The sequence below is a fragment of the Pseudomonas sp. HMWF006 genome, from assembly GCF_003061205.1.
Lineage (GTDB): Bacteria > Pseudomonadota > Gammaproteobacteria > Pseudomonadales > Pseudomonadaceae > Aquipseudomonas > Aquipseudomonas monsensis.
Window position 1 is genome coordinate 742 of the sequence record NZ_QAIU01000115.1, and the last position, 13,798, is coordinate 14,539.

General features: G+C 57.5%; 16 protein-coding genes, 1 tRNA gene and 2 pseudogenes. 15 read left to right on the forward strand and 4 right to left on the reverse strand.

Annotated elements, in window-relative coordinates:
- The 3 genes from DBR24_RS04430 to DBR24_RS04440 all read left to right on the forward strand — a co-directional run.
- Window positions 1-746 (forward strand): PfkB family carbohydrate kinase (locus DBR24_RS04430; protein ID WP_256591272.1); only part of this gene is annotated, 746 nt, incomplete at its 5' end.
- Window positions 743-1,147 carry a D-ribose pyranase gene (rbsD, locus tag DBR24_RS04435; RefSeq protein WP_123463360.1) on the forward strand — a complete coding sequence of 135 codons (405 nt, stop codon included), beginning with the start codon at window positions 743-745 and terminating at the stop codon, window positions 1,145-1,147. The genes DBR24_RS04430 and rbsD, both read left to right, overlap by 4 nt.
- A 31-nt stretch (window positions 1,148-1,178) precedes the next feature.
- Entirely contained in the window at window positions 1,179-2,207 is a 1,029-nt protein-coding gene (locus DBR24_RS04440; RefSeq protein ID WP_123463358.1) for a nucleoside hydrolase, read from the forward strand.
- 33 nt (window positions 2,208-2,240) lie between these two features.
- Here the strand turns inward: DBR24_RS04440 and DBR24_RS04445 are convergent, their stop codons facing one another.
- Window positions 2,241-2,453, reverse strand: a complete 213-nt coding sequence (locus DBR24_RS04445) for a hypothetical protein (RefSeq protein WP_128614031.1) — start codon at window positions 2,451-2,453, stop codon at window positions 2,241-2,243.
- A gap of 131 nt (window positions 2,454-2,584) precedes the next feature.
- Here DBR24_RS04445 and DBR24_RS04450 point away from each other — a divergent pair, with 131 nt between their 5' ends.
- On the forward strand, window positions 2,585-2,890 hold the full coding sequence (locus DBR24_RS04450) for a hypothetical protein (RefSeq protein WP_128614032.1): 306 nt from the start codon (window positions 2,585-2,587) through the stop codon (window positions 2,888-2,890).
- A 166-nt stretch (window positions 2,891-3,056) separates the two neighbouring features.
- Window positions 3,057-3,374, forward strand: coding sequence for an I78 family peptidase inhibitor (locus DBR24_RS04455; protein WP_123463352.1), 318 nt, complete (start codon window positions 3,057-3,059; stop codon window positions 3,372-3,374).
- Window positions 3,375-3,446: 72 nt separating this feature from the next.
- On the opposite strand, the gene DBR24_RS04460 is transcribed toward DBR24_RS04455, so the two are convergent.
- Together DBR24_RS04460 and DBR24_RS04465 are read right to left on the reverse strand one after the other, a co-directional pair.
- The gene (locus DBR24_RS04460; RefSeq protein ID WP_003179963.1) at window positions 3,447-3,659 is read right to left on the reverse strand and encodes a cold-shock protein; all 213 of its coding nucleotides are present in this window, start codon (window positions 3,657-3,659) and stop codon (window positions 3,447-3,449) included.
- Window positions 3,660-3,951: 292 nt separating this feature from the next.
- Window positions 3,952-4,251 (reverse strand): hypothetical protein, encoded by a 300-nt coding sequence (locus DBR24_RS04465; protein WP_128614033.1) that lies wholly within the window; start codon window positions 4,249-4,251, stop codon window positions 3,952-3,954.
- Between the two features lie 380 nt (window positions 4,252-4,631).
- On the opposite strand from DBR24_RS04465, the gene thrS reads away from it, so the two are divergent.
- The 9 genes from thrS to DBR24_RS04510 all read left to right on the forward strand — a co-directional run bounded on the left by thrS (window position 4,632) and on the right by DBR24_RS04510 (window position 12,084).
- Entirely contained in the window at window positions 4,632-6,554 is a 1,923-nt protein-coding gene (gene thrS, locus DBR24_RS04470; RefSeq protein ID WP_128614034.1) for a threonine--tRNA ligase, read from the forward strand.
- On the forward strand, window positions 6,554-7,105 hold the full coding sequence (gene infC, locus DBR24_RS04475) for a translation initiation factor IF-3 (protein WP_123463346.1): 552 nt from the start codon (window positions 6,554-6,556) through the stop codon (window positions 7,103-7,105). The genes thrS and infC overlap by 1 nt, the downstream gene beginning before the upstream one ends.
- 60 nt (window positions 7,106-7,165) lie before the next feature.
- On the forward strand, window positions 7,166-7,360 hold the full coding sequence (gene rpmI / locus DBR24_RS04480) for a 50S ribosomal protein L35 (RefSeq protein ID WP_002553160.1): 195 nt from the start codon (window positions 7,166-7,168) through the stop codon (window positions 7,358-7,360).
- Between the two features lie 28 nt (window positions 7,361-7,388).
- Window positions 7,389-7,745 carry a 50S ribosomal protein L20 gene (gene rplT / locus DBR24_RS04485; protein WP_002553161.1) on the forward strand — a complete coding sequence of 119 codons (357 nt, stop codon included), beginning with the start codon at window positions 7,389-7,391 and terminating at the stop codon, window positions 7,743-7,745.
- 109 nt (window positions 7,746-7,854) lie between these two features.
- A complete protein-coding gene (gene pheS / locus DBR24_RS04490) occupies window positions 7,855-8,871 on the forward strand; it encodes a phenylalanine--tRNA ligase subunit alpha (protein WP_003226365.1) in 1,017 nt (338 codons plus the stop codon).
- 26 nt (window positions 8,872-8,897) lie between these two features.
- Window positions 8,898-11,276, forward strand: a complete 2,379-nt coding sequence (pheT, locus tag DBR24_RS04495; RefSeq protein ID WP_128614035.1) for a phenylalanine--tRNA ligase subunit beta — start codon at window positions 8,898-8,900, stop codon at window positions 11,274-11,276.
- 3 nt (window positions 11,277-11,279) lie between these two features.
- The gene (ihfA, locus tag DBR24_RS04500) at window positions 11,280-11,582 is read left to right on the forward strand and encodes an integration host factor subunit alpha (protein ID WP_002553164.1); all 303 of its coding nucleotides are present in this window, start codon (window positions 11,280-11,282) and stop codon (window positions 11,580-11,582) included.
- Entirely contained in the window at window positions 11,563-11,919 is a 357-nt protein-coding gene (locus DBR24_RS04505; RefSeq protein WP_003179985.1) for a MerR family transcriptional regulator, read from the forward strand. The genes ihfA and DBR24_RS04505 overlap by 20 nt, the downstream gene beginning before the upstream one ends.
- A gap of 88 nt (window positions 11,920-12,007) precedes the next feature.
- Window positions 12,008-12,084 (forward strand) — tRNA-Pro (locus DBR24_RS04510).
- Between the two features lie 82 nt (window positions 12,085-12,166).
- On the opposite strand, the pseudogene DBR24_RS04515 reads toward DBR24_RS04510, so the two are convergent.
- A pseudogene (locus DBR24_RS04515) lies at window positions 12,167-13,252 on the reverse strand (tyrosine-type recombinase/integrase); the annotation flags it as partial.
- Between DBR24_RS04515 and DBR24_RS04520 the strand changes: the two are divergent.
- A pseudogene (locus DBR24_RS04520) lies at window positions 13,225-13,798 on the forward strand (phage minor tail protein L); the annotation flags it as partial. The pseudogenes DBR24_RS04515 and DBR24_RS04520 overlap by 28 nt on opposite strands.

The following is a 13,798-nucleotide window of genomic DNA, read 5'->3' on the forward strand; positions in this document are numbered from 1 at the left end:
TGATCGGCTGTGTGGGCAATGACGACTATGGCGTGCAATTGCGTGACGCCTTGCTGGCCGAGCAGATTGATTGTCAGGCAGTGAGCGTGGTCGAGGGCTCCAGTGGCGTGGCATTGATTGTGGTCGATGACCACAGTCAGAACGCGATTGTCATCGTCGCCGGCGCCAATGGCGCCATGACGCCTGCGGTGATCGATCGTTTCGATGCCGTTCTGCAGAATGCTGACGTGATTATCTGTCAGCTCGAGATCCCGGATGCCACCGTGGGGTATGCGCTCAAGCGCGCCCGCACGCTGGGCAAGACCGTGATCCTCAATCCTGCGCCGGCCAGTCGTCCTTTGCCTGCCGACTGGTTCGCGGCCATCGACTACCTGATACCCAACGAGAGCGAAGCCGCGGCCCTGAGCGGTCTGCCGGTCGAGTCGCGGGAGTCGGCAGAAAAGGCTGCCAGCCGCCTGATCGCGATGGGGGCGGGTAAAGTCATCATTACCCTCGGCGCCGAAGGTTCGCTGTTTGCCAACGGCAAGGGGTTCGAACACTTCCGGGCACCGAAGGTGAAAGCCGTCGATACCACAGCGGCAGGCGACACCTTTGTCGGTGGTTTTGCCGCTGCCCTGGCCGACGGCAAGTCCGAAGCCGAGGCGATCCGTTACGGTCAGATCGCCGCTGCCCTGTCGGTCACCCGCGCCGGCGCACAACCCTCCATTCCCAGCATGTCCGACGTACAGGCATTCAAACCCGCATGAAAAAGACTCCTTTGCTTAACGTCGCGTTATCGCGACTGATTGCCTCTTTGGGTCATGGCGACATGGTCGTGATCGGTGACGCCGGATTGCCGGTGCCGCCGGGCGTCGAGCTGATTGACCTGGCGCTGACCCACGGCGTTCCGGATTTCGTCAGCACCCTGAAAATCGTGCTCAGCGAGATGCAGGTGGAAAGCCATGTGCTGGCCAAAGAAATCTTCGACAAGCAGCCGACAGCGCTGACAACGCTGGATGTGTTGAATGAAGAGGGGGCGCTGGGTCGTCGCGATCTGCTCAGTCACGAACAATTCAAGGTTCTTAGCCGACAGGCTCGGGCGATTGTTCGTACAGGCGAATGTCAGCCGTACTGCAACATCGTGCTGGTGGCCGGTGTTACGTTCTAACTTTCAATTTCAAATGCACAAGGAATGCGCCATGCAACGCTATGCTCACACACTGCATCAATTGCTTCGGAGTCTGCTGCTTTTGTCCGTCATTACTGCGACCGGCGCCCAGGCGGCGGAAAAAATCGACCTGATCATTGATACTGATCCGGGCGCTGACGACGTGGTCGCCTTGCTGTTCGCACTGGCCTCGCCGGACGAGCTGAACATTCGCGCGTTGACCACCGTGGCCGGCAATGTCCGCCTCGACAAGACCTCGCGCAACGCGCGTCTGGCTCGCGAGTGGGCGGGGCGCGAGGATGTTCCGGTTTATGCCGGTGCACCGAAACCGCTGATGCGTACGCCGATCTACGCCGAAAACATTCACGGCAAGGAAGGCCTGTCGGGTGTCACCGTGCACGAACCGAAAAAAGGCCTGGCAGAAGGCAATGCGGTCAATTATCTGATCGACACCTTGAAAAAGGCCAAGCCGCACAGCATCACGATTGCCATGCTCGGTCCGCAGACCAACCTGGCGCTGGCGCTGATCCAGGAGCCCGAGATCGTTCAGGGCATCAAGGAAGTGGTGATCATGGGTGGGGCACACTTCAACGGCGGCAACATCACCCCGGTGGCCGAATTCAACCTGTTTGCCGACCCGCAAGCGGCTGAAGTGGTGCTCAAAAGCGGCGTCAAGCTGACCTACCTGCCGCTGGACGTGACCCACAAGATCCTCACCAGCGACGCCCGCCTGAAGCAGATTGCGGCGCTGAACAACAATGCGAGCAAAATCGTTGGCGACATCCTCAACGAGTACATCAAAGGGGACATGGAGCACTACGGTATTCCGGGTGGGCCGGTGCATGACGCCACCGTCGTGGCTTACTTGCTCAAGCCGGAACTGTTTACCGGTCGTTCAGTGAATGTGGTGGTCGATAGCCGTGAGGGGCCGACATTCGGTCAGACCATTGTCGATTGGTATGACGGACTCAAGGCGCCGAAAAATGCCTTCTGGGTCGAAAATGGCGATGCCCAGGGTTTCTTCGATCTGCTCACCGAGCGGCTCAAGCGCCTGAAGTAAAAAATCCGACCCGCAGGTGCCAGCCTGCGGGTGCTACTTCCTCTCTGCGTGCTCATGCTCGATCTGTTCGGTCGGATAGCGCTCGAAAATCTGCTTGATGAATTGCTGGGCTGCCTCGATTCCAAGCTCCTTGACCAATAGATCGATTCCTATCAATGCCAGCTCTTCTGTGGTGTCGGGGCTATAGGAGCTGTGCCCGTCGGCCCATTTGGCTTTGATGTCGGCGTCGATGCTTACGGTCGTCATGATAAGGCTCGGGAAGTCGGGAGAACGATGTGTCGAGTTAACCATTTTGTCGGGCGTTTGACACTGCGACTTAGGCATGACCGGGGCGCTATGCGACACTTGGTCTTTTAAGGCTTTCCAAGGATCGCGCTGTGCAGATCGATTTGAATTCCCCCGACGGCCTCACGCTGGAGGCTGTGCGCCAGTTGCTCGCCTCGGCCAGTGATGACGAACACACTCAACTGCGTGTGACCAAGGGCGGTATCGCCTACATTTCTTCGGGCGTGACCGGCGGCCAGGATATCGACGGCTTGCTGTTTCGCCTGGAAACCTGGGCCAAGGGCTCAGGCTACGTCGGAAATGTCGCCGCCAGCGACGAGGTGTGGGTGATGCAGATTTTCAACGCGTTGAAGGACAACTGGCCGAATCCACCGTACGACTACATTGACGTGTATTGAGCGTCGTTAATATTCAGTCACGATTGATTGATGAGGAGCGGGGCGAGGCTCAGGCACACTCGGCGTTTTTCCGGTCGTGGGGCGGTGATGCTCACTGTGGTGAAACCAAACGCCGTAATGGCGGTCGCACGATCTCAGCTCAACTTTTTGAAAACAAGGAGGCTTCATGCCTTTGAAGTTCGCGACACTGGGTGCACTGATGGCTACCGCCCTGTTGGCCGGTTGCAGTACGAGTTCCAGCGAGTCGGCAAAGGATCCAGTGGCCACCGAGTCCGGTCATAGTCGCTGTGAAGCAACGGCAGCGGAGTTCGCCATTGGCAAGAAAGCGTCGCCAGCGCTGCTGGATCAGGCTCGCGCCAAGGCCGGCGCGCAAAATGCCCGCTTCCTCAAACCAACCGACATGATCACTCTGGAGTACCGCTCCGATCGCCTGAACCTGAACACCGACGCCAATCTGGTCGTCACCCGCGTCAACTGCGGCTGATCGCTGACGACTTTTGTTGCAGGCATAAAAAACCCCGTCACATGGACGGGGTTTTTTTAGTGCGCCGGGAAATTACTCTGGGCGAACTTGTGCAGCTTGCATACCCTTTTGGCCTTTCTCAGCCACGAAAGAGACGGTCTGGCCTTCTTTCAGGCTTTTGAAACCGTCGGATTCGATAGCTTTGAAGTGTACGAACAGGTCGTCACCGCCACCTTGAGGAGTGATGAAGCCGAAGCCTTTTTCATCGTTGAACCATTTAACGGTGCCGGTTTGGCGATTAGACATGGTGTATCTCCAAGAAACATATATTTTCAGTAGTACTGTGCTGCTCAGGCCAACTGGGCACACCGGAGTATCATAGTCGAAATGTTCGCTTTGGTAGCCCCCCGGACGTGCTGTTTGCTTTCATATTGCATTCATTTCAACCTCTGAAATGTCTGCAGGCCCCGGTTTCAGAGGCTTTTGGCCGAAAAAACAGGGCGTAAAAAAAGCTATAAAACCTGCGTAAATTATCGAAATCAGGGCCTTTTTGACGGTTTTAAGGCTGTCGCAGACCCGAAAAAGCAATCGTCAGCGCTTATTTCTGCACTCGGCAAACCGAGATTTCTTTCAATGCGCGCTGACCCAGTTCACCGCTCGGCGGGGTGTTCTTGTCCATCAGTTGTGCGATCTCTTGCGTGGTGAATTTCTTCTCCAGAACATCCGCACCGCAAGTGCAGTGCTGTTTGGCTACGGTTGGATTGACGCTTTGGGCTGCGGCTTTGGTGCAATCATCCATGTATTGCTTCTTTACGCCGGCAGGCCACGCGGCGTTGGCGCTCAGCGGCAGCAGCAGGGCCAGCGGGGCCGCGAAAGCAAAAAGTCGGATAAGGCGCATGTCTGAAACTCCTGGTTTGATATCGGCGACGATTCTCAGCCTATTTGAGGCAAAGCGTATATCCCAAGTTCACTTCGCTCCGCAAAAATGCGCAAATCTTCAGCGTTGCAAATCGTTCGAGTCGATGACCGTTCATCTGTGCTAGCATGCCGGGCTCAAGCGTTCTCAGGCTCCGGACGGCCTTCAGCCCCGGCAGCGGTCAGCGTGCGAACATTCTGATTTGAATCCCAGTCACTCTGGTTCGGTTTTCCGGTTGGCCGCAAGGCTCCTGCCGCTGTAAGGCAGGCGTTCGTCATTGAATGGCCTGGATCGGATCTTGTACTGGCTCATCCCAACCCACGTGACCTTTGGTAGGGGTCACCACTAGGAGAGGAGGCGCCATGCCAACTATTACTCTTCCCGACGGCAGTCAACGTTCATTCGATCACCCGGTTTCCGTAGCCGAGGTCGCTGCATCCATTGGTGCAGGCCTGGCCAAGGCCACCGTGGCCGGCAAGGTCAACGGCAAGCTGGTCGACGCCTGCGACCTCATCGACAGCGACGCGACGCTGCAAATCATCACGCCAAAGGATGAAGAGGGGCTGGAGATCATTCGCCACTCTTGCGCACACCTGGTTGGCCATGCGGTCAAGCAGCTGTACCCGACCGCCAAAATGGTTATCGGTCCGGTCATCGACGAAGGCTTCTATTACGACATCGCCTTCGAGCGTCCCTTCACGCCGGACGACATGGCCGCCATCGAACAGCGCATGCATCAGCTGATCGACAAGGATTACGACGTCATCAAAAAGGTCACTCCGCGCGCCGAAGTGATCGAAGTGTTCAAGGCCCGCGGCGAAGACTACAAGCTGCGCCTGGTCGAGGACATGCCGAACGAGCAGGCCATGGGTCTGTACTACCACGAAGAATACGTCGACATGTGCCGCGGTCCGCACGTGCCGAACACCCGCTTCCTGAAATCCTTCAAGCTGACCAAGTTGTCCGGTGCCTACTGGCGCGGTGATGCCAAAAACGAGCAGCTGCAGCGCGTTTACGGTACCGCTTGGGCTGACAAGAAGCAGCTGGCGGCATACATCCAGCGCATCGAAGAAGCGGAAAAGCGCGATCACCGCAAGATCGGCAAGCGCCTGGGCCTGTTCCACACCCAGGAAGAAGCGCCGGGCATGGTGTTCTGGCACCCGAATGGCTGGACCTTGTACCAGGTGCTCGAGCAATACATGCGCAAGGTGCAGCGTGACAACGGCTACCTCGAGATCAAGACCCCGCAAGTGGTCGATCGCAGCCTGTGGGAGAAATCCGGGCACTGGGCCAACTACGCCGACAACATGTTCACCACCGAGTCGGAGAGCCGCGACTACGCCATCAAGCCGATGAACTGCCCTTGCCACGTGCAGGTGTTCAATCAGGGCCTTAAGAGCTACCGTGAGCTGCCGATGCGCCTGGCCGAATTCGGTGCCTGCCACCGCAACGAGCCGTCGGGCGCGCTGCACGGCATCATGCGCGTGCGTGCGTTCACTCAGGACGACGCCCACATTTTCTGCACCGAAGAGCAGATGCAGGCCGAATCCGCTGCCTTCATCAAGCTGACCATGGATGTTTATCGCGACTTCGGCTTTACCGACGTCGAGATGAAGCTGTCCACTCGTCCGGAAAAACGTGTAGGTTCCGACGAACTGTGGGATCGCGCCGAAGCCGCACTGGCCGCAGCCCTTGATTCCGCTGGCCTGCCGTACGATCTGCAGCCGGGTGAAGGTGCGTTCTACGGTCCGAAGATCGAGTTCTCGCTGAAAGATTGCCTCGGTCGCGTGTGGCAGTGTGGTACCTTGCAGCTCGATTTCAACCTGCCTGTCCGTCTCGGTGCCGAATACGTCTCCGAAGACAACAGCCGCAAGCACCCGGTCATGTTGCACCGTGCGATCCTCGGATCCTTCGAGCGTTTCGTCGGGATTCTGATCGAGCATTACGAAGGTGCATTCCCTGCGTGGCTGGCGCCAACCCAGGCAGTGATCATGAATATCACTGATAAACAGGCAGATTTTGTCGCTGAAGTCGAAAAAACTCTCAACGAAAGCGGATTTCGTGCCAAGTCCGACTTGAGAAATGAAAAGATCGGCTTTAAAATCCGCGAGCATACTTTGCTCAAGGTTCCCTATCTTTTGGTTATCGGAGATAAGGAAGTCGAGATGCAGACTGTCGCTGTGCGTACTCGTGAAGGTGCTGACCTGGGCTCGATGCCCGTCGCCCAGTTCGCTGAGTTTCTCGCGCAAGCGGTTTCCCGGCGTGGTCGCCCAGATTCGGAGTAATTATTATTAAGCGTGAACCGAGACAAGATAAACGAGCTGCACCGAAAGCGCCGATCAATGAGAATATCTCGGCACGCGAGGTTCGGTTAATTGGCGCTGACGGCGAGCAGGTTGGCATCGTCTCTATTGATGAAGCGCTTCGTATTGCTGAAGAAGCAAAGCTTGATCTGGTAGAAATCTCCGCAGACGCAGTCCCACCGGTTTGCCGGGTGATGGACTACGGCAAGTCGATCTTCGAAAAGAAGAAGCAGATTGCAGCGGCGAAGAAGAACCAGAAGCAGATTCAGGTAAAAGAAATCAAGTTTCGTCCAGGGACGGAGGAAGGGGATTACCAGGTAAAACTGCGCAACCTGGTACGTTTCCTGAGTGATGGGGACAGGGCCAAGGTATCCTTGCGATTCCGCGGCCGTGAGATGGCCCACCAGGAGCTGGGGATGGAACTCCTCAAGCGGGTTGAAGCTGACCTGCTCGAGTACGGTTCGGTCGAACAGCATCCTAAGATGGAAGGACGCCAGCTGATCATGGTCATCGCCCCGAAAAAGAAGAAGTAATCAACAGGGCACGGCAGGCCTTCTGATTATGTTTATCAACTGAATGCGGAGTATCCGAACATGCCAAAAATGAAAACCAAAAGTGGTGCTGCTAAGCGGTTTCTGAAAACTGCTAACGGTATCAAGCACAAGCACGCTTTCAAGAGCCACATCCTGACTAAAATGTCGACCAAGCGTAAGCGTCAACTGCGCGGTAGCAGCTTGCTGCATCCGTCTGACGTGGCAAAAGTCGAGCGCATGCTGCGCCTTCGTTAATTTTAGTCAAGAATAGAGGAAGTAACTCATGGCTCGTGTAAAGCGTGGCGTCATTGCCCGTAAACGTCACAAAAAAATTCTGAAACTTGCTAAAGGCTACTACGGCGCACGCTCCCGCGTATTCCGTGTTGCCAAGCAAGCGGTAATCAAGGCAGGCCAATACGCCTACCGTGACCGTCGTCAGAAAAAACGTCAGTTCCGCGCTCTGTGGATCGCTCGTATCAACGCTGGTGCTCGTGTTAACGGTCTGTCCTACAGCCGTTTCATCGCTGGCCTGAAAAAAGCGTCCATCGAGATCGACCGTAAGGTTCTGGCTGATCTGGCAGTGAACGAAAAAGCGGCGTTTGCTGCGATTGTCGAGAAAGCTAAAGCCACCTTGGCTTAAGTACCCCCGACAGTCACCCGGCCTCATCTCTGTGAGGCCAGGTGTTAAACGTCATAAATAGGGGAAGAGCCTTCAAGCTCTTCCCCTATTTTGTATCTGGAGTCTGTACATGGAAAACCTGGATGCGCTGGTCTCTCAAGCACTAGAGGCTGTGCAAAGCGCTGAAGATATCAATGCCCTGGAGCAAATCCGGGTTCAATACCTTGGCAAAAAAGGCGAATTGACTCAGGTGATGAAGACCCTGGGGAATTTGCCGGCAGAAGAGCGTCCGCAAGTCGGCGCGCTGATCAACGTTGCCAAGGAACGTGTCACAGGCGTTCTCAATGCGCGCATGGCTCTGTTTGAGGAAGCCGAACTGGCTGCCAAACTGTCTGCCGAATCCATTGACGTGACGTTGCCGGGCCGTGGCCAGACCTCCGGTGGCCTGCATCCGGTGACCCGGACTCTGGAGCGTGTCGAACAGTTCTTCACCCGCATCGGCTACGGCATTGCCGAAGGCCCTGAGGTCGAAGACGACTACCACAACTTCGAAGCGCTCAACATCCCAGGCCATCACCCGGCCCGGTCGATGCATGACACCTTCTATTTCAATGCAAACATGTTGCTGCGCACCCATACCTCGCCGGTACAGGTCCGCACCATGGAGTCCAAGCAACCGCCGATCCGCATCGTCTGCCCGGGCCGTGTGTACCGCAGCGACTCCGATATCACCCACTCGCCGATGTTCCACCAGGTCGAAGGCCTGCTGGTTGATCGCGACATCAATTTTGCCGATCTCAAAGGCACCATCGAAGAATTCCTGCGGGTGTTCTTCGAGAAAGAACTGGCCGTACGTTTCCGTCCTTCGTACTTCCCGTTCACCGAACCATCCGCTGAAGTCGATATGGAATGCGTGATGTGCAGCGGCAAAGGCTGCCGCGTCTGCAAGCAGACCGGCTGGCTGGAAGTGATGGGTTGCGGCATGGTTCACCCGAACGTGTTGCGTATGTCCGGCATCGACCCGGAAGAGTTCTCCGGCTTTGCCTTTGGCATGGGCGTCGAGCGTCTGGCCATGCTCCGTTACGGCGTGAACGACTTGCGTCTGTTCTTCGACAACGACTTGCGGTTCCTCGCGCAATTTCGCTAGTCGTAACGAATTCTTAGGAGAGCAGGATGAAATTCAGTGAACAATGGCTGCGTGGCTGGGTTAGCCCGCAGGTAAATCGCGACGAGCTGGTTGCCCGTCTGTCGATGGCCGGCCTTGAGGTCGATAGCGTGACGCCGGCCGCCGGTGTATTCAGCGGCGTGGTAGTGGGCGAGGTGCTGAGCACCGAGCAGCACCCTGATGCCGACAAGTTGCGGGTGTGCCAGGTCAGCAATGGCACGGAAACCTTCCAGGTCGTGTGCGGAGCGCCAAACGTGCGCCCGGGCCTGAAGATTCCGTTTGCCATGATCGGCGCCGAGCTGCCGGGCGACTTCAAGATCAAGAAAGCCAAGCTGCGCGGCGTTGAGTCCAACGGCATGCTCTGCTCGCAAGCCGAGCTGCAAGTCGGTGAAGGCAACGACGGTCTGATGGAGCTGCCGGCCGATGCACCGGTGGGCGAAGACTTCCGTGTGTATCTGGATCTGGAAGATGCCAGCATCGAGGTCGACCTGACCCCGAACCGTGGCGACTGCCTGTCCCTGGCCGGTCTGGCCCGTGAAGTCGGCGCGCTGTACGCGACTCCGGTTACCCGTCCGGTCGTGGCCGCCGTTGCGGCCGTGCACGATGAAGTGCGTTCGGTAGAAGTGCTGGCCCCAGCCGCATGCCCGCGTTACCTGGGGCGCGTTATCCGTAACGTCGATCTGTCCAGGCCGACGCCGCTGTGGATGGTTGAACGCCTGCGCCGCGCTGACGTGCGCAGCATCGACGCGGCTGTCGACATCACCAACTACGTGATGCTGGAGCTGGGTCAGCCCCTGCACGCTTTCGATCTCGCCGAAATCAATGGCGGCATCCGCGTGCGCATGGCGGAAGAGGGTGAGAAGCTGGTGCTGCTCGACGGTCAGGAAGTCAGCCTGCGCAGCGATACGCTGGTAATTGCCGACCACACTCGCGCGTTGGCGATTGCCGGCGTGATGGGCGGTGAGCACAGCGGTGTCTCCGCGACCACTCGCGACGTATTCCTTGAATCAGCGTTCTTCGACCAGATCGCGGTGGCAGGCAAGGCCCGTTCCTACGGCCTGCACACCGATGCTTCGCACCGCTACGAGCGTGGCGTGGACTGGCAACTGGCCCGTGAAGCCATGGAGCGCGCTACCGGCCTGCTGCTGGAGATCACTGGCGGCGAAGCCGGTCCGATCATCGAGACCGTCAGCGAACAGCACCTGCCGTCAATCGCTCCGATCACTCTGCGTGCCCAGCGCATCACTCAGATGCTTGGCATGGAGATGGACTCGGCTCAGGTCGAGCGTCTGCTCGGCGGCCTGGGTCTTGGCATTGCAGCCGATGGTGAAGGCCAGTGGCGCGTAGAAGTGCCGAGCCATCGCTTCGATATCAGCCTGGAAGTCGATCTGATCGAAGAACTGGCCCGTCTGTATGGCTATAACCGTCTGCCGGTTCGTTACCCGCAAGCACGCCTGGCGCCACAAGCCAAGGCTGAGGCGCGTAGCGATCTGCCAGAACTGCGCCGCCTGCTGGTTGCGCGTGGTTATCAGGAAGCGATCACATACAGCTTCATCGATCCGAAACAGTTCGAACTGTTCAATCCGGGCGTCGAGCCGCTGTTGCTGGCCAATCCGATCTCCAACGACATGGCGGCGATGCGTTCGTCGCTGTGGCCGGGTCTGGTCAAAGCGTTGCAGCACAACCTGAACCGTCAGCAGGATCGCGTACGTCTGTTCGAAAGCGGTCTGCGTTTTGTCGGTCAACTGGAAGGCCTGAAGCAAGAGCCAATGCTGTCCGGTGTGGTCTGCGGCAGCCGTCTGCCGGAAGGCTGGGCGCAAGGCCGCGATACCGTCGATTTCTTCGACGTCAAAGCCGACGTGGAAGCGGTGCTGGGCTTTGCCGGTGCGCTGGATTCGTTCACGTTCGCACCGGGCAAACACCCGGCGCTGCACCCGGGTCAAACCGCACGTATCGAGCGCGAAGGGCGTGAAGTGGGCTTCATCGGCGCGATTCACCCTGAATTGTCGAAAGCCTTGGGCCTGGATCGTCCGGTCTTCGTTTTCGAGCTGGTTCTGGCTGAAGTGGCGCTCGGTAAAATGCCGAAATTCCACGAGTTGTCGCGCTTTCCTGAAGTGCGTCGTGACCTTGCACTGATTGCGCACAAAGACGTCGCATCCGCGGCCGTACTGGACGTAATCCGTGAAAATGCAGGCGAATGGCTCACAGATCTCAGGCTGTTTGACGTGTATCAGGGTAAAGGCATTGATCCTGATAGAAAAAGCCTTGCAGTTGGCTTGACCTGGCAGCATCCATCGCGCACTCTTAATGACGATGAGGTGAATTCGACGACGCAAAATATCCTCACCTCGCTCGAACAAAGGTTGAACGCCACGTTAAGGAAGTGACGTATGGGGGCTTTGACGAAAGCTGAGATGGCGGAACGTCTGTATGAAGAGCTGGGCCTGAACAAGCGGGAAGCCAAGGAATTGGTCGAACTGTTTTTCGAGGAAATCAGGCACGCTCTTGAAGACAACGAGCAGGTCAAATTGTCCGGTTTCGGCAATTTCGACCTTCGGGACAAACGCCAGCGGCCTGGCCGCAACCCGAAAACGGGGGAAGAAATCCCGATCACGGCTCGCCGTGTGGTCACCTTTCGTCCAGGGCAGAAGTTGAAGGCCCGAGTTGAGGCTTATGCTGGAACCAAGTCATAACGACGAACTACCCGTCATCCCGGGCAAACGCTACTTCACCATTGGTGAAGTCAGCGAGCTGTGTGCCGTAAAGCCACACGTGCTGCGCTATTGGGAGCAGGAGTTTCCTCAACTCAACCCCGTCAAACGCCGCGGAAACCGCCGGTATTATCAGCGCCAGGACGTGCTGATGATCCGGCAGATCCGCGCGCTCCTTTACGATCAGGGATTCACCATTGGCGGCGCACGCTTGCGTTTGTCCGGTGATGAAGCCAAAGACGACACCACCCAATACAAGCAGATGATTCGGCAGATGATTGCTGAGTTGGAAGACGTGTTGGTGGTCCTCAAGAAATAAAAAGCAGCGTTTGAATACTTCCAGTTTTCAAACGCTTGCGATATATTCTTGAGCGTTCTTCGAGAAGAGGAACGATTGCAAAACCAGTCGGGGCGTAGCGCAGTCCGGTAGCGCACTAGCATGGGGTGCTAGGGGTCGAGTGTTCGAATCACTCCGTCCCGACCATATTATTCAATGACTTAGCCGCTTTCGAGCGGCTTTGTTGTTTCTGCCATAGTGACTTTCCGAGTGACCTTGGCATTTTCGATCATGCTTCCCTCCTTTTCAGAATCGTCAGCGCTGGTGCGCGCGAGTCGGTTGCTGATACCTTATTTGCCGCCGCAATGAGCTGATCCAACTCCGCTGCCGAGTAGTGGCTGGTGATGCTTCCATTCTTGTGGCCGAGCAGCGCTTTGCGATCCTCCTCAGTCACGCCAGCCGCACGCAGCCTTCTCCCAAAGGTGTGCTTCAAGTCGTGAATTCGGATTCTGGCAAAGCCGTCATGTGCCGGCCGCAAGAATTTCTCCTGCCACTTTTTCGCCGCTCGGATCCGCGCCTTCTTCCAGGCCGAGTCATTCATGCGGTGAACCGTCGTTTCATTCCCATCCCCATCTGGCTTGCCAAACGGGAAGACGTAGAGCGGATGCTTGCCGCGCTGCTTCTCGATCACTGACTTGGCAACGTCATTCATCACGACCAGACGTTCGTCTCTGTTCTTCACGCCAGACCTGGCGCTTCTTCCCCCAAATCCCGCAGGTATCAGAAACACGCTTGTTCCCAGCTCCGGTACCGCAATCTCCCAATTCCACTGAAGCTTGCAAACTTCCTGCCCCCGGCAACCTGTATTGACCTTGAACATGGCCATGGTCTGAAGGTGCGCCGGGAGTTCGGCGAACAGGATCGACTGCTCTTCCCATGAAAGCGGGTAGGGCTTTCGGCTGTTCGTTTTCTCGTCCAGCAGCGAAATCATCGGCACCACGTCCAGCAGCGGCCGTCGCTCCTCATCACGCCACTTTCGCGCGCAGAGGTTTAGCACCCTGATGACACGCTGAAGCGCGATATTCACTGTCCGGTTCGTGACTGGTTTCCCTACCGCTGGATTCAACTTCGACTGGATGTATGGTGCGAGCGCATCGTCGTCGATGTGGGTCAGCGGCATATCGCCAATGAACGGGTCGAGCTGCTCCATATAGGTGGCCGAGATGTGGATTGAAGCCTGATCCTTCACTTCCAGCAGGAAGCGAGTCGCCGCTTCCCGCCACGTCCTCACTCGCCTGACGCCGTACACCTTCTGCTGGCGCAACTGCTCCAGCTTGTGAATCAGGTATTCTGCGCTTCCACGGGCACGCGATCCCGCATATGGCGGCCGAGCTGATCGCCGCCGGCGACAATGCCGACCAACTGCCGGCGAAGGCGATCTACTGGCAGGGCAACGAGTACAGCGCTTGGCCGATGCAGATCGAAGGCATTGAGGCAAGCGGGGATGGCACGGCTGTTCGGCCCACGCTTTCGGTTGGCAACGTCAACGGGCGCATCACCGCGCTCTGTCTAGCGTTCGAGGATCTGCTCGAGTTCAAGCTGACGATGCGGCACACGCTGGGCACATATCTCGACGCCGCAAACTTCCCGGCCGGCAATCCAACGGCAGACCCAACCCAAGAAACGATCGAGGTCTGGTACATCGACCAGAAGACGAACGAGGACGGGGAAAACGTCAGTTGGGAGCTTGCCAGTCCGGGCGACGTCGGCAACGAGTCCATCGGCCGGCAGGCTACGACGCTTTGTCACTGGTGCCTCACCGGCGGCTACCGCGGGCCGAACTGCGGCTACACCGGCCCGTACGTGACCAAGGATGGCGTCGTCACCGATAACCCGGAATTAGACGAGTGCGACGCCACAC